The 19,859-nt window shown below is 43.3% G+C and carries 21 protein-coding genes and 1 pseudogene; 6 read left to right on the top strand and 16 right to left on the bottom strand.

Annotation, left to right across the window (positions count from 1 at the left end):
- Nucleotides 1–69 precede the first annotated feature (69 nt).
- The 7 genes and pseudogenes from QT716_RS10995 to QT716_RS10965 form a co-directional block, all read right to left on the bottom strand.
- Nucleotides 70–294, bottom strand: a complete 225-nt coding sequence (locus QT716_RS10995) for a helix-turn-helix domain-containing protein (RefSeq protein WP_317936102.1) — start codon at nt 292–294, stop codon at nt 70–72.
- A gap of 10 nt (nt 295–304) precedes the next feature.
- Entirely contained in the window at nt 305–784 is a 480-nt protein-coding gene (locus tag QT716_RS10990) for a DUF2975 domain-containing protein (RefSeq protein ID WP_317936101.1), read from the bottom strand.
- A 227-nt stretch (nt 785–1,011) separates the two neighbouring features.
- Nucleotides 1,012–2,505, bottom strand: coding sequence for a glycerol kinase GlpK (gene glpK, locus QT716_RS10985; RefSeq protein WP_317936100.1), 1,494 nt, complete (start codon nt 2,503–2,505; stop codon nt 1,012–1,014).
- A gap of 27 nt (nt 2,506–2,532) precedes the next feature.
- Nucleotides 2,533–3,378: an MIP/aquaporin family protein gene (locus tag QT716_RS10980; RefSeq protein ID WP_317936099.1), complete on the bottom strand. Its 846-nt coding sequence runs from the start codon at nt 3,376–3,378 to the stop codon at nt 2,533–2,535.
- A gap of 178 nt (nt 3,379–3,556) precedes the next feature.
- Nucleotides 3,557–4,126 (bottom strand): glycerol-3-phosphate responsive antiterminator, encoded by a 570-nt coding sequence (locus QT716_RS10975; protein WP_317936098.1) that lies wholly within the window; start codon nt 4,124–4,126, stop codon nt 3,557–3,559.
- 34 nt (nt 4,127–4,160) lie between these two features.
- A complete protein-coding gene (locus QT716_RS10970) occupies nt 4,161–5,813 on the bottom strand; it encodes a glycerol-3-phosphate dehydrogenase/oxidase (RefSeq protein WP_317936097.1) in 1,653 nt (550 codons plus the stop codon).
- A 190-nt stretch (nt 5,814–6,003) separates the two neighbouring features.
- A pseudogene (locus QT716_RS10965) lies at nt 6,004–7,187 on the bottom strand (MFS transporter).
- Between the two features lie 264 nt (nt 7,188–7,451).
- Here QT716_RS10965 and QT716_RS10960 point away from each other — a divergent pair.
- Complete coding sequence (locus QT716_RS10960; protein WP_317936096.1) at nt 7,452–8,093, top strand: metal-dependent hydrolase; 642 nt, start codon at nt 7,452–7,454, stop codon at nt 8,091–8,093.
- Nucleotides 8,094–8,148: 55 nt separating this feature from the next.
- Here QT716_RS10960 and QT716_RS10955 read toward each other — a convergent pair whose 3' ends face one another.
- Both QT716_RS10955 and QT716_RS10950 read right to left on the bottom strand, forming a co-directional pair.
- The gene (locus QT716_RS10955) at nt 8,149–8,646 is read right to left on the bottom strand and encodes a hypothetical protein (protein WP_317936094.1); all 498 of its coding nucleotides are present in this window, start codon (nt 8,644–8,646) and stop codon (nt 8,149–8,151) included.
- Nucleotides 8,636–8,851 (bottom strand): helix-turn-helix transcriptional regulator, encoded by a 216-nt coding sequence (locus QT716_RS10950; RefSeq protein WP_317936093.1) that lies wholly within the window; start codon nt 8,849–8,851, stop codon nt 8,636–8,638. The genes QT716_RS10955 and QT716_RS10950 overlap by 11 nt, the downstream gene beginning before the upstream one ends.
- Nucleotides 8,852–9,017: 166 nt before the next feature.
- Here QT716_RS10950 and QT716_RS10945 point away from each other — a divergent pair, with 166 nt between their 5' ends.
- Nucleotides 9,018–10,433, top strand: a complete 1,416-nt coding sequence (locus QT716_RS10945) for a M1 family metallopeptidase (protein WP_317936092.1) — start codon at nt 9,018–9,020, stop codon at nt 10,431–10,433.
- Between the two features lie 52 nt (nt 10,434–10,485).
- Here the strand turns inward: QT716_RS10945 and QT716_RS10940 are convergent, their stop codons facing one another.
- The 7 genes from QT716_RS10940 to QT716_RS10910 form a co-directional block, all read right to left on the bottom strand.
- A complete protein-coding gene (locus tag QT716_RS10940) occupies nt 10,486–10,842 on the bottom strand; it encodes a DoxX family protein (protein WP_317936091.1) in 357 nt (118 codons plus the stop codon).
- A gap of 851 nt (nt 10,843–11,693) precedes the next feature.
- A complete protein-coding gene (locus tag QT716_RS10935) occupies nt 11,694–12,182 on the bottom strand; it encodes a hypothetical protein (RefSeq protein ID WP_317936090.1) in 489 nt (162 codons plus the stop codon).
- Nucleotides 12,183–12,218: 36 nt separating this feature from the next.
- Entirely contained in the window at nt 12,219–12,779 is a 561-nt protein-coding gene (locus tag QT716_RS10930) for a hypothetical protein (RefSeq protein WP_317936089.1), read from the bottom strand.
- A gap of 61 nt (nt 12,780–12,840) precedes the next feature.
- Complete coding sequence (locus QT716_RS10925) at nt 12,841–13,311, bottom strand: hypothetical protein (protein WP_317936088.1); 471 nt, start codon at nt 13,309–13,311, stop codon at nt 12,841–12,843.
- A 29-nt stretch (nt 13,312–13,340) separates the two neighbouring features.
- Nucleotides 13,341–14,033, bottom strand: coding sequence for a hypothetical protein (locus QT716_RS10920; RefSeq protein WP_317936087.1), 693 nt, complete (start codon nt 14,031–14,033; stop codon nt 13,341–13,343).
- 175 nt (nt 14,034–14,208) lie between these two features.
- Entirely contained in the window at nt 14,209–14,610 is a 402-nt protein-coding gene (locus QT716_RS10915; protein WP_317936086.1) for an SET domain-containing protein, read from the bottom strand.
- A gap of 104 nt (nt 14,611–14,714) precedes the next feature.
- A complete protein-coding gene (locus QT716_RS10910) occupies nt 14,715–15,449 on the bottom strand; it encodes a DsbA family oxidoreductase (RefSeq protein ID WP_317936085.1) in 735 nt (244 codons plus the stop codon).
- 273 nt (nt 15,450–15,722) lie between these two features.
- Between QT716_RS10910 and QT716_RS10905 the strand changes: the two genes are divergently transcribed.
- Genes QT716_RS10905 through QT716_RS10890 form a run of 4 tightly spaced genes read left to right on the top strand, consistent with a single transcriptional unit; the run spans nt 15,723 to nt 19,684 of the window.
- Nucleotides 15,723–16,805 carry an iron-siderophore ABC transporter substrate-binding protein gene (locus tag QT716_RS10905; RefSeq protein ID WP_317936084.1) on the top strand — a complete coding sequence of 361 codons (1,083 nt, stop codon included), beginning with the start codon at nt 15,723–15,725 and terminating at the stop codon, nt 16,803–16,805.
- A complete protein-coding gene (locus tag QT716_RS10900; RefSeq protein ID WP_317936083.1) occupies nt 16,798–17,838 on the top strand; it encodes a FecCD family ABC transporter permease in 1,041 nt (346 codons plus the stop codon). Before QT716_RS10905 ends, QT716_RS10900 begins: the two co-directional genes overlap by 8 nt.
- The gene (locus QT716_RS10895) at nt 17,835–18,866 is read left to right on the top strand and encodes a FecCD family ABC transporter permease (protein WP_317936082.1); all 1,032 of its coding nucleotides are present in this window, start codon (nt 17,835–17,837) and stop codon (nt 18,864–18,866) included. The genes QT716_RS10900 and QT716_RS10895 overlap by 4 nt, the downstream gene beginning before the upstream one ends.
- A complete protein-coding gene (locus tag QT716_RS10890; RefSeq protein ID WP_317936081.1) occupies nt 18,866–19,684 on the top strand; it encodes an ABC transporter ATP-binding protein in 819 nt (272 codons plus the stop codon). The genes QT716_RS10895 and QT716_RS10890 overlap by 1 nt, the downstream gene beginning before the upstream one ends.
- The last annotated feature ends 175 nt before the right edge of the window (nt 19,685–19,859 follow it).

The following is a 19,859-nucleotide window of genomic DNA, read 5'->3' as shown; positions in this document are numbered from 1 at the left end:
GTTTTAGTGTTGCGACTATCAAGAAACTGACAATAACCAGCATCAAGAGACGCGATCTCTCTCCATTCATTAGCCCTCTTGATGGTCCTCTTCACTTCGGTACTCTAAAATGTCTCCTGGCTGACAGTCCAGCGCCTTGCAAATCCCTTCTAACGTAGAAAATCGAACAGCTTTCGCTTTACCATTTTTTAATATGGACAGATTCGCCATCGTGATCCCTACTTTTTCGGACAACTCCGTAACACTCATCTTCCTTTTTGCGAGCATAACATCGATATTTATAATAATTGACATAGGATTCACCTCACACCGTCAAGTCATTTTCAGATTTTATGTCGATTGCATTGTGTAATAATTTCTGCAGGACAGCTGCAAATACGGCGATGACAACGGAGCCAAATAGTATTCCTATGCCAATTACGATGACCCCAGGCGCATCATCAGCATCTCCCATTAAGAAAATCAGCGGCATGAACAACACAAAGAGTGTGCCTATTAAGATCGCGCAAAGTTTGATGTTCTTCAATACGCTAACTGAAGCCTCTGAAAATGCAGTGTCCTTATCAATATATGTTAATAGTTTCATCGTCTGATAAAGGGCTGCGAAGTAAATGAGTGCCGCCGCATACAGTCCTACTAGAAACGGATAGCGCAAAAACGCCCAGTTAGGAACAAGTTCTGCAAAGAACTCTGCGATTTGTGGAACTACAAAGATACAAAGTGCGAGAATCGGCAGCGCCATGATTACAAGCGTCACCTTTAAAAATAATGTTTCGCGTTTCATAGAAAGCACATCATTTGTCTAGTATAGATGTAATAGTACACTACTATTTATCGATTATCAATAAATAACTATCGTTTATTAATGCACATCCAGTTATTATGACAATGTGGAAATTAAGAGATTCCCACTTGAAAGACATAAAAGACGAGTAGATTATGAGAGAATTGTCTGCACAGCCGAATCCACAAAAAAAAGCAGCCGGAAGAGTCTCCGGCTGCTTGCTCCACTTATTTAAACATAGTTGCCGCTTTCACGGCTTTCTGCCATCCACTATAAAGGTGGTCTCGTTCTTCTTGCTCCATCGCAGGCTCAAATGGACGATCTAATGACCAATGGGCAGCGATTTCAGTACAGTCTTTCCAAAATCCGACCGCAAGTCCTGCTAAATACGCAGCGCCAAGTGCTGTTGTTTCGTTAATAGAAGGACGCTCAACTGGTACATTCAATAGATCTGACTGGAACTGCATAAGGAAATTATTCTCAACCGCTCCGCCATCTACTCGCATCGTTTTCAATGAAATCCCAGAATCAATTTCCATGACATCCAAGACGTCCTTGGTTTGGTAGGCAAGTGACTCTAATGTCGCGCGAACGAAATGCTCTTTTGTTGTGCCGCGTGTTAACCCAAATACAGCACCGCGCACATCGCTGTCCCAATATGGAGTTCCAAGTCCGACAAAAGCGGGGACAACATATACACCGTCTGCCGATTCTACCCTAGAAGCATACTGTTCACTGTCTGAAGAATGACGGAACATGCGCAGTCCATCACGCAGCCATTGGATGGCAGAACCTGCAACGAAAATACTTCCTTCTAAGGCATATTGAACTTTACCATCAACGCCCCAAGCAATTGTCGTCAACAGTCCGTGATCTGATTTCACTGCTTTGTCTCCTGTATTCATTAGCATGAAGCAGCCGGTACCATAGGTGTTTTTCACCATGCCAGTTTCAAAGCAGGCTTGTCCGAACAAAGCAGCCTGCTGATCCCCAGCGATTCCTGCAATCGGTACAGCATGTCCGAAAAATTGTTCCGGATCTGCATGTGTATAGATTTCTGACGAAGGACGGACTTCAGGTAGCATTGAATCTGGGACACCTAGAATTTCTAAAAGCTCTTCATCCCATTTCAATTCGTGGATATTGTACATTAACGTTCTGGATGCATTCGAATAATCCGTTACGTGTGTCGTTCCTCCAGACAGCTTCCAAACAATCCACGTATCAATTGTTCCAAATAACAGGTCCCCATTTTCAGCTTTTTCTCTAGCCCCTTCTACATTATCTAAAATCCATTTCACTTTTGTTCCAGAAAAATAGGCATCAATGAGCAATCCGGTCTTTTCTCTGAAAAGGTCGTTGTAACCGCTTTCTTTCAACTCTTCACAAATTTCTGCTGTTTGACGGGATTGCCAGACGATCGCATTGTAAATTGGATTTCCCGTGTGCTTGTCCCATACTACTGTCGTTTCCCGCTGGTTCGTAATGCCGATTCCTTCAATTTGTTCTGCTGAAATATTCTTTTCTGACAGAACACCAGCGATTACGGAAAGAATAGAGCTCCAAATTCCGTCAGCATTGTGTTCAACCCAGCCTGATTTCGGAAAATGCTGTGTGAATTCCTGTTGTGCCGAGTGAAAGATTTTACCCTTTTTGTCAAACAATATTGCTCGTGAACTCGTAGTCCCTTGGTCTAACGCCATAATATATTTTTCAGTCATGATCTCTTCCTCCTATACGTGTACATTTCAAAACTTGTGTGTTGTTGCATGTCTAGTTGTCGTTTCAACACTCTCTGAACTTGTCTCTTTTCGAATCGAGTACTGTGCTGCTACTAGTAATGCCAGCACAACAGCACCCACTATCCAGAATGCGATACTATTTTCGCCAATAAAGAATTGCTTATAAAATAGTGCCCCCATCGTTCCTCCTAAAATCGGTCCCACTACTGGAACCCATGCATAACGCCAGCCGGATGACCCTTTTTTAGGGATTGGCAAGAAAAAGTGTGCAATTCTTGGTCCAAGATCACGTGCCGGGTTAATCGCATAGCCTGTCGTACCGCCAAGGGACAGCCCAATTGCGATAATTAGCGCACCGACAATAAGGGGGTTAAGTCCTTCGGTAAATTCGTTGGCACCGATTGATAATAACCCAAGTAACAAAATGAACGTTCCGATGACTTCACTCGTTAGGTTGGATAGCGGATGCCGAATCGCCGGAGTTGTTGCAAATACATCTCGTTTTGCGATTGGATCTTCTGTTTCTTTCCAATGAGGCAAGTATTGAAAATAAACCAATACAGCTCCAAGTATCGCACCAATCATTTGTGCAAGGATATATGACGGCACATCCGCCCAAGGGAAATCACCGATTGTTGCTAATCCAATTGTCACAGCTGGATTTAAGTGTGCACCACTCGCTTGGCCGACTGCATAAACGCCAAGTGCAACCGCTAATCCCCAGCCGACTGTAATCACAATCCATCCCGAGCCTTCCGCCTTCGATTTTTTTAGAGCGACGCCGCCGACTACACCGCCGCCGAACAAAATTAAAATCATCGTTCCAATCAACTCTCCTGCAAATGGAGTCATACCATTCTCCCCCTACTTATATTTAATGACATGGATCATTGAGACAAGCGCACAAAAAAAGTCCACAATTAAAATCTTGCCGGACGCAAGATTTTAATTGTGGACTCCTCAACTCAACCACGTTTTATGAACTTGTCCCCAAGTATAAAGCGGTTTCATGGGTCTGTCAACAATAGATTCAGAAAGTTCTCTTTTCCTCAAATGACTTCCATAGTTCACGACCAGAGGTTGTAACTGCAACAGCACCTGCTGCAAGCGCATCTTCAATGTGCTTTTCAGTTCGAATGAGACCGCCGTTAATAATTGGAATGCCTGTGCGTTCATAGACCTCTTCTATCAGTTCAGGGATCACACCAGGTAACATTTCAATGAAATCTGGCTGGGTCTGATCAATCAGTGAATAACTCTTTTCCAACGCAATCGTATCGAGTAAAAACATGCGTTGAATGGCAAGGATGTTTTTGGCTTTTGCCTTCATTATCATATTGGAACGGGTAGAGATAATACCTGCAGGTCGAATATCATTACACAAAAAGTCTGCAGCGTAATTATCTGTTTTCAGCCCTTGAATAAGATCCGCGTGAATGATAAGTTTTTTGCATCTCTTATCTGCTTCACGCTTCACTGTTTTCAAATTACTAATATGCACTTCTAGTAACACTACATATTCGAATGGACTGTCTAACATCTGCTCAAACTGTTTTAACGTGCGGGCAGCTGGTAAGATTTTTTGATTGTGAAAAGGCATTTGTTGTACCCCCATATATCAGTATAGCTTTATACTATCTTACTTGGACAACAGAAGTCGCTTTTCTCATCTCATTATCCAATTCTTTTTCATAGCGTTGGTCTTCTATAGCCGTCCAATTGAAAACGCGTGCCATTTCGTTTAGTACATCCTTCTTTGCATCCTCAACATTTTTTATGTTGAAATAGAGATCACCTGTCCGACGAATGAAGAAATCCGTTGGTTTGACGGTCATTTCCTTTTCAATGGCATAGCGCAGTTTCACGTACAAAATTCGTGGCATTGTATGGTTTTCATCGTAAGGAATCATAAAGACTTCATCGACATTCGTGCCATATAACGCAGCTAAGTGTCTGCTTTCTCTTTCTGTAAATCCAAGCAGCTGTCCGCGCTTCACTGCTTGGTCCATATAGCGATTATAATTCTCAGATCCGCCGAAATCACCGCCAGAGATGGGGATTTTTTTCGTACTGCAACGTCTGAACGTCATTCCTTTTTCTTGTTGAAGGAGCTGTGCAATCTTGTTGACTACGGTCTCCGCCATTTTACGATACCCAGTCAGCTTTCCGCCTGCAATGGTAATTAACCCTCGTTCCGACTCCCAAATTTCATCTTTCCGTGAAATCTCAGAAGGATTCTTTCCATCTTCATGGATAAGCGGACGTACCCCCGCCCAACTCGATTCTACGTCTTTCTCAGACACTGAGACTTCTAGGAACATGTAGTGGATTGCATCTAAAATGTACGTACGGTCTTCCTCCGTAATTTGCATTTCTTTTGGGTCACCATCAAAAAACGTATCTGTGGTCCCGACATATGCTTTCCCATCACGTGGTACCGCGAAAATCATGCGCTTATCGGGTGTGTCAAAGTAAATTGCCTGATGCAGAGGAAATACACTTTGGTCGAACACTAAGTGGATACCTTTTGAAAGGATAAGTTGTTTCCCATTGGAATGCCCGTCAATTTCTTTCACTTCATCTACCCATGGACCTGCAGCATTGATCACTTTCGAAGCATGAATGGCTGTCATCTCTCCAGTCAGCATATCCCGCACTTGTACACCTTCAATTTTGTTGGACTCGTCATATAGGAACGATTCCGCTTTTGCATAGTTTACAAGTGTCGCACCTTTTGAAGCTGCAGCTTTTGCCACTTCAATTGTAAGGCGTGCATCGTCCGTACGGTACTCAACATAATATCCGCTTCCTTGAAGTCCCTGTCTTTTAATGAGCGGGGCTTTTTGAATTGTCTGGTCCAGGTTCAGCATTTTTCTTCGCTCTGAGCGTTTCACACCCGCTAAAAAGTCATACACTTTTAGTCCAAGAGCTGTGGAATAAGGACCGAATGTGCCTCCTTTGTGGAAGGGCAGCAACATCCATTCAGGAGTTGTTACATGGGGTCCATTCTCATAGACAATTGCCCGCTCTTTTCCAAGCTCCGCCACTTCTTTGATTTCGAATTGTTTCAAATATCGCAGTCCGCCATGTACTAGTTTTGTAGAACGGCTCGATGTACCGGAGGCAAAGTCTTGCATTTCAACAAGCGCTGTTTTCATTCCACGCGCGGCTGCATCTAATGCAATTCCAGCTCCTGTAATCCCCCCGCCGATTACTACCACGTCAAACTGGTCTGACTTCAACTGGCTGAATAGTTCGTTTCGATTCAATGCTGAAAATGTTGTCATCTGTCTCGTCTCCTCTTTGTATCCAAGTTTAAACAACAAAAAAGAGACCCCAAGAAAACAATCGCATTAACTGCAATTATTTCTTGAGGTCTCTCAGTAGCTCAAACCCGATCTATTAACTTGTTGACTAGTATAGCACAGTCAAATGAAAATACAAAACATCCAATTTGAATGTTCGTGCTACGGCAGTTCAATCTTTCTTCTTCAAACTTAGCAGCCGAATCAGTACGATGGCAAGCATAAGAAAGAATGTGATGAGGCCGACAACACCAAACCAGCCGAAGTATGACCAGAAAAAACCGCCTGCTGTACCGCCAACGCTTGAACCGAAATAATAGAAAAATAAATATAAAGAAGACGCTTGGGCTTTGTCATGTTTCGCACGCTGGCTCACCCATCCGCTCGCAATCGAATGACTGCCGAAAAAGCCAAATGTAAAGATTACAATCCCTACAATCTTTAACGTCAGACTGACATTCAGTGTGATGAGTGCACCAGTCAACATTAGAACTGTACCGGTCAGTAATATATTCCGGCGGCCATACGTATTCGCCAACTTCCCAAACCACGTCGAGCTAACCGTCCCCACCAAGTAGACAATAAAAATCCATCCGACAATTGTTGTGCTTAACGAATAGGGCGGAGCCAGCAATTTAAATCCAATGTAATTGTACAGCATGACAAAACTGGCCATAAGAAAGAATCCGATTCCATACAAGTTCAGCATGCGGGGTCCTTCAAATGGGACACCAATGACTTCCATAGATTTCCGAGTTGAAGTTCCCGTGCAGCGAAGTGTTTCGAACTCGGCAATGCCACCACAAAATAGGCACTGATCATCAAACTCAATACTCCGATAACAATCATCCCGATTTGCCAGCTGTATAAGTCTGTCAACGTTCCCATCATGATCCGACCCGCTAATCCCCCGACGGAGTTCCCGCTAATATAGAGTCCCATCGCAACACCCAGATCTTTCGGATGCATCTCTTCTCCTAAATATGCCATCGCAATAGCGGGCAGGCCTGCAAAAGTAATCCCTTGCGCAATCCGCAAGATAAGAAGCGTTTCAAAAGTCGGGGAAAATGCCAGGGCAAGAGTTAAAATAGACGACGCAAAGATAGAAATCGTCATTAATCGTTTTCGTCCCCACGCTTCTGATAACGAACTTACAATCACCAGACTGATGGCTAATGCGAATGTCGTGACAGACAACGACAAACTCGCAAATGCCGGGGATATATGAAATTCCCCCGAGAACTCAGGAAGAAGCGGCTGCGTTATATACAGGTTCGCAAAGGTGATGAAGCCCGCCGCAAACAATGCCCAATTCGTATGTTTATAATCTTTTGTCCCTCTTTGTATAAGTTCCATTTCGTATTTCCTCAACTCCTAACGCACCAATAGCCCTGCAACTTCTATTTTAAGTATAGACCTAATCAAACTAATCGATGAAAATCTTGCCTATACACGGTGAATGACGACCCCGCTGAGTCCCCCTTATTCCCTGTTCTATCCGATTAATGATTTCATCCTGGACTCTTTCAAATAATCGTTTATACTAGAAAAGCACCTTCATAGAATATACGTTCTATTATCTATTAGGAAAGTCAAACTTACAGTTAAAGAGGGTTTCAGATGAAAGGCAGTTCACACTTAAGTATCGGGATTGCGGTTGGCGCAATTGCCGGATACAGTACACAACCAGACCTAACCACGCTTCTAATTTGCGCAGGCATTGGCGGGATCTCTGGGGTCGCACCTGATTTAGACACAAATGGACTTGCCAGTAACTCCATTACTTTATCGAAAAAAGTTAGTAAAGTACTGATGGAAACTGCAGGCTTCGTGATTTTACTTACACTCATTTACCAAGTGATGACAGAGGGGATGAGTCAGGATATTTACATATACGGTGCGATTGGTCTCGCACTTCTGATTGTATCCCGGCTCATCACCCAGCGACGAATGCTCACGATAACGGGAATCCTGGTCTTGTTGCTTGGATTCGTATTGGATGAATCCATCGGAATCATACTCGCAGGAAGTTACATCGTATTCGCATCCTTTCTGCCCCATCGTTCCTACACCCATTCACTGCTGGGCGTCGCATTTTATGCACTGATTCTGAAGTATCTTTATATGGAATGGCCAATTGAAGGGATGATGGCTGCAGGACTGGCTGGTTACATTAGTCATTTAGTAGCGGACATGAAAGTACTTCCCGTCAACCGACGTGGTGTGAAATGGTTTGCACCATTGTGGAAAAAAGAATTTTAATTGATCAAAAAAACGAGTATCCTAAAAAAGGAATACTCGTTTTTCAACATTATTTTCAATCCACTGATGACATGAATTTCTTGATAGTCCAATAGAAAATCCAATACTGGCCTGCTGCAAGAATTAAAATCCCTGCAATCATCCATGTTTTACTAATCGGTAACAACATATAGACAGCTGCCATAATTGGCAGCGCCCAGGCAAAATACGTATACACTTTTTTTGTCGCCTGTTTTGTTAAATCTTGAAATAGTTCGTCGTCTTCTAAATACTCTTGTGGCTTATAGGTGGTCATGGATATTTTGTGTTTTGGCATTCTCTTATTGTGTTTCGCGATATTAAAAACAAATAGAATCAGGTAAAGAAAGACCGCTGCTAACATCACAAGTATGAAGATACTTGAATAACTACTTAGGCTAATCTCAAATTCGAATCCACCTTCTGGAAATGTCTTTACTGTTCCAGCATATCCGACTAATAGAACGAATCCCAAAATAATTAAAATCCCAGCCATTTGCCAAAGCGGATACGTCAATCGCATATCATTCCTCATTGTCTATCTCCCCTTCCAACCAAAAGATTTCATTAATATCACAGTCAAGCGCCTTTGCCAGTTTCAGTGACAGTGTAACTGATGGTGAAAACTCCCCTTTTTCGATGAATCCAATCGTCTGCCGTGTGACGCCAGCTTGTTTGGCCAATTCTATTTGTGTACAGTTACGACGCGCTCGCAACTCTTTCAATCGATTGTTCAGCATGGTGACACCTCTTTGTTAAAATGTACACTATACTTAACATTATGTAAAGTATTCTTAACATATTAGATTTGTTTATCCTTATTCCAAACAGTGTAAAACTATGTATCCGACCCGCCCGCGTGCTACGATATTCTTTAAAGTCCGATAGAAAGGAATTTCTAACTTCATGAACAAACTAATCATACTTGTACTCAGTTCTCTTTTTGTTTTGACGGGCTGCAGCCAAAAATCTGTTACTCAGCCGACCAGTTCAACCTCTTATTCCACTAGTGAACTATCAACTGATTCCATTACCTACGGACCTGTATCCCCAGATTATAAAATTGAAGCGGACTATGACGAAGACCGCCATCAACTGAACACTCACCTACAAGTGGCGTTTGAAAACAATGTAGAAGACCAGCTAGAAGACCTCTATTTCAACCTATGGCCGAATGCTGATGAATTTGAAGAAGGCTCTATCGACATACAAACTGTTCATGTAAACGGTGAAGAGGTTTCATTCACCATTGAAGATACAGTATTGTCATTGTCAGGATTTTTATTAAAACACGATGAAATGACAACTATCGAGATGGATTTTAATGTCCAGATTCCCGAACTCCAGCACCGCTTTGGCTGGTCGGAGCGCCAAGTCTCCCTTGGCAACTGGTTCCCCATTTTGGCGGTGTATGATGCGCATGAATGGAATACGCATCCCTACTACGCAGATGGAGAATCATTTTATTCAATAACAGGTGACTATGACGTGACCTTCACAGTTCCTGATGGTTTGGAAGTTGCCGCAACCGGCGAGCGTAAGAGTGTTTCACACACTAAGGACGGATTGACGTACAAGTTTAGCGCTAAACAAGTACGCGACTTCGCTGCGGTGTTCAATACCGGATTCAAGTCACTTCAAGATCGGATTCAAGGGACTGATATGATCGTCCTCTTTCTTCCTGGCGAAGAAAACCAAGCTCAGCTCATGCTGGAAGCAGCTCAAAAAACGATGCCCCTTTATAACGAAAAATATGGTGAATACCCTTGGAATACACTCACGATTGTTAGCACGGATTATGGACAGACGTTCGACGGCGGTATGGAATATCCTCAACTCGTGACCATAAATACTCCGACGCTATCAGACGAAGAGGAATTGGGTCTTACAGTTGCACACGAAATTGCCCACCAATGGTTTTACAGTTTAGTCGGTAATGACCAATACCGTGAGCCTTGGCTGGATGAGTCTTTGACCACGTTTGCGAGCTATGCCGCCTACTACGAAACGACCGATTTTGACTGGATTGAAGAAGAGGAATTGGAAGATACCATCACTTCCCCCGTGTCTGCATTCCAAGAAGATACTTCGGATCGTTACGGCAATACTATGTACGATGGCGGGGCTCAAATGCTAAGTGAATTACACGACTTACTTGGAGAAAATGTGTTCTTCAAAGGCATGCGAACCTATGTGGATGAGATGCAGTTCGGTATCGCAACAACTGCAGACTTCATCCGCATCATGCAGCAAGTGTCGGAAGAAAACTTGAAACCGTTCTTTACTGAACACGGAGTCTATTTACAAGAAACCATTCAATAGAATTGAAAAGAGGAAACCCGGCACATCTAGATGCCGGGTCTCCTCTTTTCACTCATTTCACTTTCCTAACTTTCAGTACCCACCATATGAGCACAAGTTGCAACGGCAATCGAATCCATAATGCAGTCGGGGACAAGTCGAACTTCTCTGGTGCCAGTGCCATGTAAATGTTCACCGGAAACACGAGTACTAAAAAGATGGCGATTAGAACGCCTGCCCGTTCACGTGTCTGCTTAAAGAATAATCCAAGTGCCAATAAAAATTCCATGACACCTGAAATATAAACAATGGCTGCCCGGAACGGCACCCATTCCGGCATAGCCATAATGAAAAATGAATCCAATAGAAAATGTCCGATTCCAGCACCCGCGAAGAACAGGCAGAATACATAAAGTGCGATTTTCTTCATTGATAAAACTCCTAACTTAGGTGCAAGTGGGTGTATTAGTTGATTTCCCAGGCTCCAGACTGGATTGTGCTCATAAATCTTGGATTTCGCTCATAAACCACGGATTTCGCTCATAAACTTAGAATTGTGCTCATAAATCCCAATTTCCGCTCATAAACTTGTGATTATGCTCATAAATCTCAAATTCCGCTCATAAACTTAGAATTGCGCTCATAAATCTCAATTTCCGCTCATAAACTTGTGATTTTGCTCATAAATCTCGGATTTCGCTCATAAACTTGTGATCGTGCTCATAAATCTCAATTTCCGCTCATAAACTTGTGATTGTGCTCATAAATCTCGGATTTCGCTCATAAACCACGGATTTCGCTCATAAACTTAGAATTGTGCTCATAAATCCCAATTTCCGCTCATAAACTTGTAATTATGATCATAAATCTCGGATTCCGCTCATAAACTTGTGATTGTGCTCATAAATCTCAATTTCCGCTCATAAACTTGAGATTTTGCTCATAAACTTAGAATTATGATCATAAATCTCAATTTCCGCTCATAAACTTGTGATTGTGCTCATAAATCTCGAATTCCGCTCATAAACTTGTGATTGTGATCATAAATCTCGGATTCCGCTCATAAACTTGTGATTTCGCTCATAAATCCCTATTTCCGCTCATAAACTTGTGATTGTGATCATAAATCTCAATTTCCGCTCATAAACTTGTGATTTTCACCTATAAATCTTTCCCCTTATACACGAAACAGCTCAATTTGCGCAAGGGGGAACTCGCCTCAAGCCATGACCAACTCACACATTCACCAGTTCACCCGCACTAACTAATCCCTCACTGCATTTATTCACCTACCCTAAACAGTTCCCTATCCATGTTTTCCGGAAACGTGTTCGTCATGCGCACCGTAAAAACCGGTCCGCTGGTAAGTGTTACATATGCGTTTTCTAATTTAAATACAATAGATGTCAAAAATTCTTTTTCTTCATCTTTATAGCCATACACAATCACACATTGAACACGTGTATTTTCCAGATGAATCGAAGAACTCACAATCAATGGTTCACCAAAACCTTCAACTCGTTGGAATTGAGAAAGTGAGTCAGTATCATGCGTCTCGTCAATCAGCAACTGATCATCGCCTTCTTCAGTTTCCGTCCAAGAGAGAATCCAATATATTGGCCGCTCGGAATCTGCCCGTGATTGAAAATGCAGAACGGGTTCCGTACACAGATATTCCCATCCGCTTCCTCTTTGATAAAGCGTAACCTGATCAACTAAAATCTTTTTCAAATCGATTCCAAGGATTGATTCCATGCCGTATTCATTCACTTTGTGTACCTCCGTCCATAACTATTCCACCAACACCTAGGCCTCGATAACCATTTCATCAAGTACTTCACCCGTATCTTCATCAATAAGCTGAAGCGTTCTCTGTTCCCCTGCAGGTTCCAGTTCCACATACCAAATATACAATCCCCGCAAATTATACTGTTCAGCAATTTCATTTCCCATCATCATTAAATTCAAAGCCCTAACTTCTACGTCATCCATCCTAAGTGACTGATGATCCTTCAATTCAACGACACCATAGTACAGGTTGTCTTGGCTTTGAAAGCCATTAAAGTTTGCAGCGATTTGATCGAATCTGCTCGTTCCAGACGTAAGCATCCCAGCCTTCCAACCCAGTATTCCTTTCTCAGCATATACAGCCCCTAGATTTTCTTGGCTGTTAATGAAAAAGAAAAGAGATTCGTTATTCAGTTGGTATCCAGGAATAAGCACTAAATCGGGATCCACTTCTAAGACAGCTTCCTGCGGAGTCGTAAACGATTGTTCTTTTTCGATGAAATACCAAATGAGGAGCCCGCCAATTAGAAACACAAATAGAACAGCAACTCCCACTTTTATAGATACCTGTCGCTGCATGCACATCACTACTTTCCAAAGGGAGTCAATTCATGGTCTTCAACTAACTTCATTTCCAATTCTAAAGAATAGTCCTTTTCCGATTGATAAGTGAAGAAAACTCCTCATACTCCTTCATATTTTGAGGTTCCAGCAAATGCGGACTGTAGTTTACTTTCAGCGGATATTCACCCAGAGCCATTTGCTTTTTGATGAAATCTTTCAAGCCTTGGTCCACTGATTTCACAAAGCATTCAAAATCGAAATCATAATGTCGGCTCTTCTCATCATGAGTAAAATGTCTTTCTTCCTCAATAAGCAAACGCCTATCTACTATTTTAAAATAATAGTTTACAGCATTCCCAAACCCACCCATTTCAACAGTATCTGTTTTCCCTTTCCATAAACGGGACAACTGATAAAGAAACGAAGGGACAGAAAAAAAACCGATCGCAAGGGTGAAGTGAAGTTCTTGACCTTCTCCCTTGCACTCAATATCAATTTCATCAAATGGCGGTTGTGCGATGAACGTGCAGACATACTTTTCTTCCACAAGAACACCTCTTCTGCTGTAAAAGTTCGTTACTGGCGCATCTCTTCTTCAATAATCGATTTCATCCGATCTGTACCATAAGCGCCTGTTATAATAACATTCTTATCAAGCCAATAGCTTTCCAAGAATGAGGAACCGTCCTGAAGATGTATTCTCAAAAACACACGATTATTCCCTTCAACATCATCCATCACCTTGTCATATCCAACGTAATCCAACGATAAATACTCTTCTATAAAAGACTTTGTCTGTTCTCCAGTTACCTCAGCGATTTGTGAATTGTCTACCTCGCTCTCTAAACTTATTCCCGTCACTTTTCCTTCAATGTCATACAACTCTCCAATTGTTCCAGCGGCCTTATTTTCTCTTACTTGAAACACGCGATCCTCCGCAATCACCCTGAAATCCGTTCGATACCCCGCCGCCTTATACACTTCTGTACCCACTGGTAAAAAGGCAGCATCTCCATTACGCGCTTTGTGATTGGAACACGCATGATCCGCCATCATGTACTTCACTTCACCCACTTTGTCACCTTTTTCAAAAGAACTTTCCGTCGACACGCCATTGAAATCACCTGTATACGAAATATCATTCAGCTTTAACGAATCAATCCACTCAATCTCTCCATCAGGACACCCTCTGACAGCATTCCATACAGAACAGCCTGAACATACAAATAGAAGGAGAAGCACCATGATTAACCCCAGTTTTTCAGACATTCCATTCTTCCTCATTTCTGTTAGCTTCCGTCATGGACAAAGAATTCAGAAATCTTTTATCCATATCATACATCATTTGGAAATCACTTGTGTACTATCATTTTACATTTGCACGCAGAAAAGCCATCTACACACATAGTGTGAATGGCCTTTTCACAATCTATTTGTTATCTGCTTATGCTTCAGCGTCATCTGGCGCATAGTCCTGGTTGAACCACAACTGCTCCTGATCGTCCACTTCACCATTGTAGTTGATGAAAATTTCTTCGCCGGCTGCAATTGCTTTGTGTGCGAAGAAGTCAAACGTCTGATCATCAAAATTGATATCATACCAGGCATTTGGTTCATAGGAATGGTTAAACAGCATGCCGTATCCTAAAAGAATAGCGGAATGGTTCACTCCATATTCGAAAGCATAATCGCCCAGAATCGTTTTTTCAATATACTGATGTTGCTCGTTAGGATAAGAAATAATCGGTGCTGCATGCAGCAACTGACCTTTTTCGATATCACATGTGGCAAATACACCTCTGTTGAACTCGCCATCACTTATTTCGGAAGTTTTTACTTCAATCATTTATTCGCCTTCTCGCTTTTATTATTTACTGCTCTACTATATCATGTACAGACTTGGCGTCGAAAATTACTGAACCATTTCATGTATCCAGATTAGTTGTAACGTTATTCTGCATTCTTATCAGATGGAACCGCACAGCTGTCATCTGCACACGTTGCATCTGTCCCATTATCAGGCGACAAGTTTTCAAAAGCAGATACTGGCTTTTCTTCTTCCAGGACTTTCTCCAATGCCTGCACAAATGCTTCTTTAGGCTGTGCACCTGAAATCGCATACTTCCGATTGAACACGAAGAATGGAACGCCTGTGACACCTAGCTGTTTCGCTTCTTCAATGTCTGCCCGTACCTCATCTGCATAAGCTTCCGGGTTACTCGCAACAGCTAATGCTTCTTCTTTGGGTAAACCTGCTTCTACCGCAAGTTCGACTAAAACTTCTTCGTTACCTACGTCCTTGGATTGTGTGAAATTAGCATAGAGCAATTTCTCCGCTAATCCAGCGTCTTTACCATGCACTTTTGCAAACTTCGTCATGCGATGTGCATCAAACGTATTTGTCGGTTTCATCGTATCAAAATTGAATTCGAGTCCAACTTCTTTTGCTTGATCGGTGATTGAAACCATCATCTGTTTCGCTTTCCCAGCTCCGCCAAACTTAGCCCCCATACTTTCATAGAAGTCCTGCCCGTTATATTTCGGAGTATCCGGATCCAATTGGTAGCTTTTGAACTCGATTTCAATGCGATCTTTTCCTTTGATTTCATCCAAAGCCTGTTCCAATTTGCGCTTTCCGATATAACAAAATGGGCATACAAAATCCGACCAAATTTCAATTTTCATGTGTGTTCTCTCCTTTTTCTGTAGTCTAATTCATTGTGACAACTATACCACTCTATAATCTGGAAACGAATTAGTAAGCTCCATGAATTTATACAATTCGCTGACTATGTATAAAGAATTATTTAAAACGCTTTCAATTTTTCATTGACAATACCTTGAAATTATTTTAAATTAAAGAGAATGATAATCATTATCAGTTAGTTTAGGAGGCCATAAGTTCTACATGACTATCATGCAAACCCAAATATCAGACCAGAAAAGGAAGGTACAATCATGCATTCAAAACGCAAACTCTCAATCACCGCTTTACTCATTTCAGCTCTAGTAATGCTCATGCTCGCAGCTTGTTCTGGAGATAAATCTTCAGATTCTAAATCCGGTGAAAATGCATCATCTGATAACGATACAAATTCAACAGATTCATCTGCTTCAGAAAAAGGAGAATACCCAATCACTATCCAGCACGCTTTCGGAGAAACTGTCATTGACAGCAAACCGGAACGTGTAGCTACTGTGCAATGGGCGAATCACGACGTCGCTCTTGCGTTAGGCGTTGTCCCTGTAGGTTTCTCTGCTGCCAATTACGGTGTGCAAGATGACAGCGGCATGCTGCCATGGACTGCTGAGAAAGTGAAAGAACTTGGTGAATCTGAGCCGAATATCTATCAGGATACGGACGGTCTTGACTTTGAAGCCATTTCTGATTCTAAGCCGGATGTCATTCTTGCAGCCTACTCAGGAATTACACAAGAAGACTACGATACTCTCAGTGAAATCGCTCCTGTCGTTGCATACCCGGACAAGCCATGGGCGACAACGTGGCGTGAACAAGTCCTGTTGAATTCTGAAGCAATGGGTATGAAAGCTGAAGGGGAACAGTTGATAAAAGACACGGAAGAGGAAGTTAAAAAAGCAGCGGAACAATATCCACAGCTTGAAGGGAAGAAAGTTGCTTGGGTCAACTTCTCTGCACAAGATATGTCAAAACTGCACCTGTACACACCAGCTGACCCCCGCGGTGCGTTCCTGAACGAACTTGGTATGGAGTATCCTAAGAGCATCACAGATGAAATCACTGATCCTGCGAGCTACTCATTTGAATTCAGTGCAGAGAACGCAGATCTTTTGAACGATGCGGATATCATCGTGGGATATGGCAATGATGAGCTGTACAAAGCTGTAAAAGCAGATCCGTTGTTTGGTAAGATTCCTGCGATTGAACGCGGTTCTGTCGTATTCATCGGAGATAATACGCCACTTGCAGCATCTGGTAATCCGAATCCCCTATCCATCTCGTACACTCTCGATGAGTATGTGAAATTATTAGGGGACGCCGCGGATAAGGTCAATGACTAATCCAGTCATTGCAAAGCAAAAACCGCTCAATTTCCACTTCCCTAAATACTTTTGGGTCGTATTAGCAGGCAGCCTTGTTCTGATTGCATTAAGCTCTATCGCCTCCTTAGCCTACGGATCACGATCAGTCGGCCTTCAGGAAATCATGGATGGTTTGTTCCATCCTGAAGTTCACTCTTACGGAGCGGATGTTGTCCGGAAACGAGTATCCAGGACTGTGTTCAGCTTATTCTGTGGAGCGGCCTTAGGAGTATCCGGTGCCCTCATGCAATCTGTCACTCGAAACCCGATAGCTGACCCGAGTATACTGGGCGTTAACACGGGCGCTTCTCTATTCGTTGTCTGCGGAATCGCCTTTCTGCACATCAGCACTGCAAGCCAATATATCTGGCTTGCGCTTGCTGGGGCTGCGATAACAGCGGCGTTTGTTTTTGGTATTGGTTCTCTCGGAAGAAGCGGGGCCACCCCTATAAAGTTAGTCCTGGCAGGAGCCGCCACCAGTGCGGCCCTGTCTTCGCTCGTTTTAGCGATCCTGATTCCGAGATCTAACGTCATGGACCAATTCCGCTTTTGGCAAGTCGGAAGTGTCGGGTCCGGTTCATGGAGCGCAGTTTCCACTTTCGCTCCTTTTTTGATTGTCGGGTTGTTTCTCGCCATCATTTCAGGCCCGGCATTGAATGCACTGGCTCTTGGTGATGACGTAGCGACCAGCCTCGGTGTACGAACAGGGTTTCTTCGAGTGATTGCGGCGCTTGGTGCAGTTTTGCTGTGCGGGGCAGCGACTGCACTTGCAGGACCTATCGGTTTCATCGGGCTGCTCGCGACTCACGTCATGCGGCTCATTCTCGGCCCGGATCTTCGGTTTGTAATTCCGATGTCCGCCTTGGCCGGTGCCATTATCCTCACCTTTTCAGACGTTGCAGGCCGGCTGCTAGGAAGTCCAGGTGAGTTGGAGGTCGGTGTCATAACAGCGTTCATCGGCGCTCCGCTCCTAATTCTATTAGCTATGAAATCGAAAGTGCGGTCATTATGAAAAGTGAATCTTTGAAGTTCATACAAACAGGAAGAAAGAAAAGACAGCTACGCTTCCGTCTCGTAACAGGCAGCCTTGCCGCCCTGGCAATTCTGCTGTGCGGAGCTATGCTAATGCTTGGAAATACGATTTATCCGGTTGGAGTAGTAGTACGCGCTTTGTCAGGTGAACAGATTTCAGGGGCTTCGTTCGCTGTATCGACAATCCGGCTGCCCCGTATGCTTGCCGGCTTATTCGCGGGCTTTGCTTTCGGACTTGGAGGCACCGTTTTCCAGACAATGCTGCGCAATCCCCTTGCTAACCCGAATGTGATTGGGATCACATCAGGGTCCAGTGCAGCAGCAGTTTTCTGTATAGTGATTCTGCACACTAGTGGTGCGATCGTTTCTGCTGTGTCAGTAGCTGCCGGCCTTGTTACAGTCCTGATTATCTATCTTTTATCTAGAGGGAAATCATTTTCAATCGGCCGGCTGATTCTGGTCGGAATCGGGATTCAAGCGATGCTTGATGCGATGATTTCATACCTGCTGCTGATTGGAGCAGAGCAGGATTTGCCAGCTGCATTCCGCTGGTTAAGCGGAAGCCTGAACGGATCTAAAATGGATCAGCTGCCTCCTCTTTTCATCTCAGTTCTTATTTTGACGCCGGTTGTGCTGCTTCTCAGCAAGCAATTGAACATCTTGGAATTGGGTGAACAGGCAGCCACTTCTCTAGGCGTCCGAACAAATATGACTCGCGTGCTGCTCATCCTCAGTTCAGTCATTATGATTTCAATCGCTACAGCGATGACTGGCCCCATTGCATTTGTTGCATTCCTATCGGGTCCTATCGCAAAACGATTGGTCGGCTCCGGATTTTCCAGTGTCATTCCCGGCGGACTTGTCGGTGTGAACTTGGTATTAGCGGCAGATCTTATTGGACAGTTTGCGTTTACCGTACGATACCCCGCAGGCATCATCACAGGGATTTTAGGTGCTCCTTATCTGATTTACCTGCTCATCCGCATGAATCGAAAGGGGGAATTATGATGAAACCTATACACCGTTTCCAAGCGGATCAGCTTCAAGCAGGCTATGACCATAAAACCATTCTTCACGGAATCAGCTTGGAAATCCCAAGCAACAAAATCAGTGTCATCATCGGCTCCAATGCTTGTGGGAAGTCTACTCTTCTGAAAACCATGGCAAGACTTATCAAGCCTTCCGGCGGTGCAGTACTGCTGGATAACGAACCCATCAGCAAGATGCCTTCGAAGCAATTGGCACGTGTCCTTGGGATGCTTCCGCAATCCCCCATTGTCCCGGAAGGCATAACGGTTGCGGATTTAGTCGGCCGCGGGCGTTACCCTCACCAATCATTGCTTAGCGGATGGACAACAAAGGACTATGAAGCCGTTGCAGAAGCAATGGAAATCATGGACATTACCGAACTTGCAAACCGCAACATTGATGAGCTCTCGGGCGGACAACGACAGCGTGTGTGGATTGCCATGGCACTTGCACAACAAACAGATATCCTGTTTCTCGATGAACCTACTACTTTCTTGGATATCACGTATCAGGTCGAAATTCTCGATTTGCTGACTGATCTAAATCGGAAGCATGGAACAACGATTGTCATGGTACTTCACGACATCAATTTATCGGCTCGCTATGCAGATTACATTTTCGCACTTAAGTCTGGCAGACTTCTCTATGAAGGCAATCCAGAAGAAGTGATAACGGCAGAGTCCATTTTAGATATTTTCGGACTGGATTGTATGGTCATTAAAGACCCAATCTCAGGATCACCTTTCACTATTCCTAAAGGCCGATATCATGTGAATGAAACTCCAGCAATCCAGTAATTGCATACACCAATCCCCTTCTTTTGCTCGTGGGCAATGAAGGGGATTTTTAATGATTTGCAAAATCTAAGAGATAGGCTGAGGAGTTGGACTTTCCAGCTGCTCCCCACTCCTCTGTTTAAGAAAAAGATTAGTTGTACTGTCATTAGGGTATAGATTATATAGATATAATTTC

This window comes from Sporosarcina aquimarina (genome assembly GCF_033253705.1).
GTDB lineage: Bacteria > Bacillota > Bacilli > Bacillales_A > Planococcaceae > Sporosarcina > Sporosarcina aquimarina.
The sequence above is the reverse complement of the archived record's forward strand: the minus strand, read 5'-3'. Positions and strand labels throughout refer to the sequence as shown.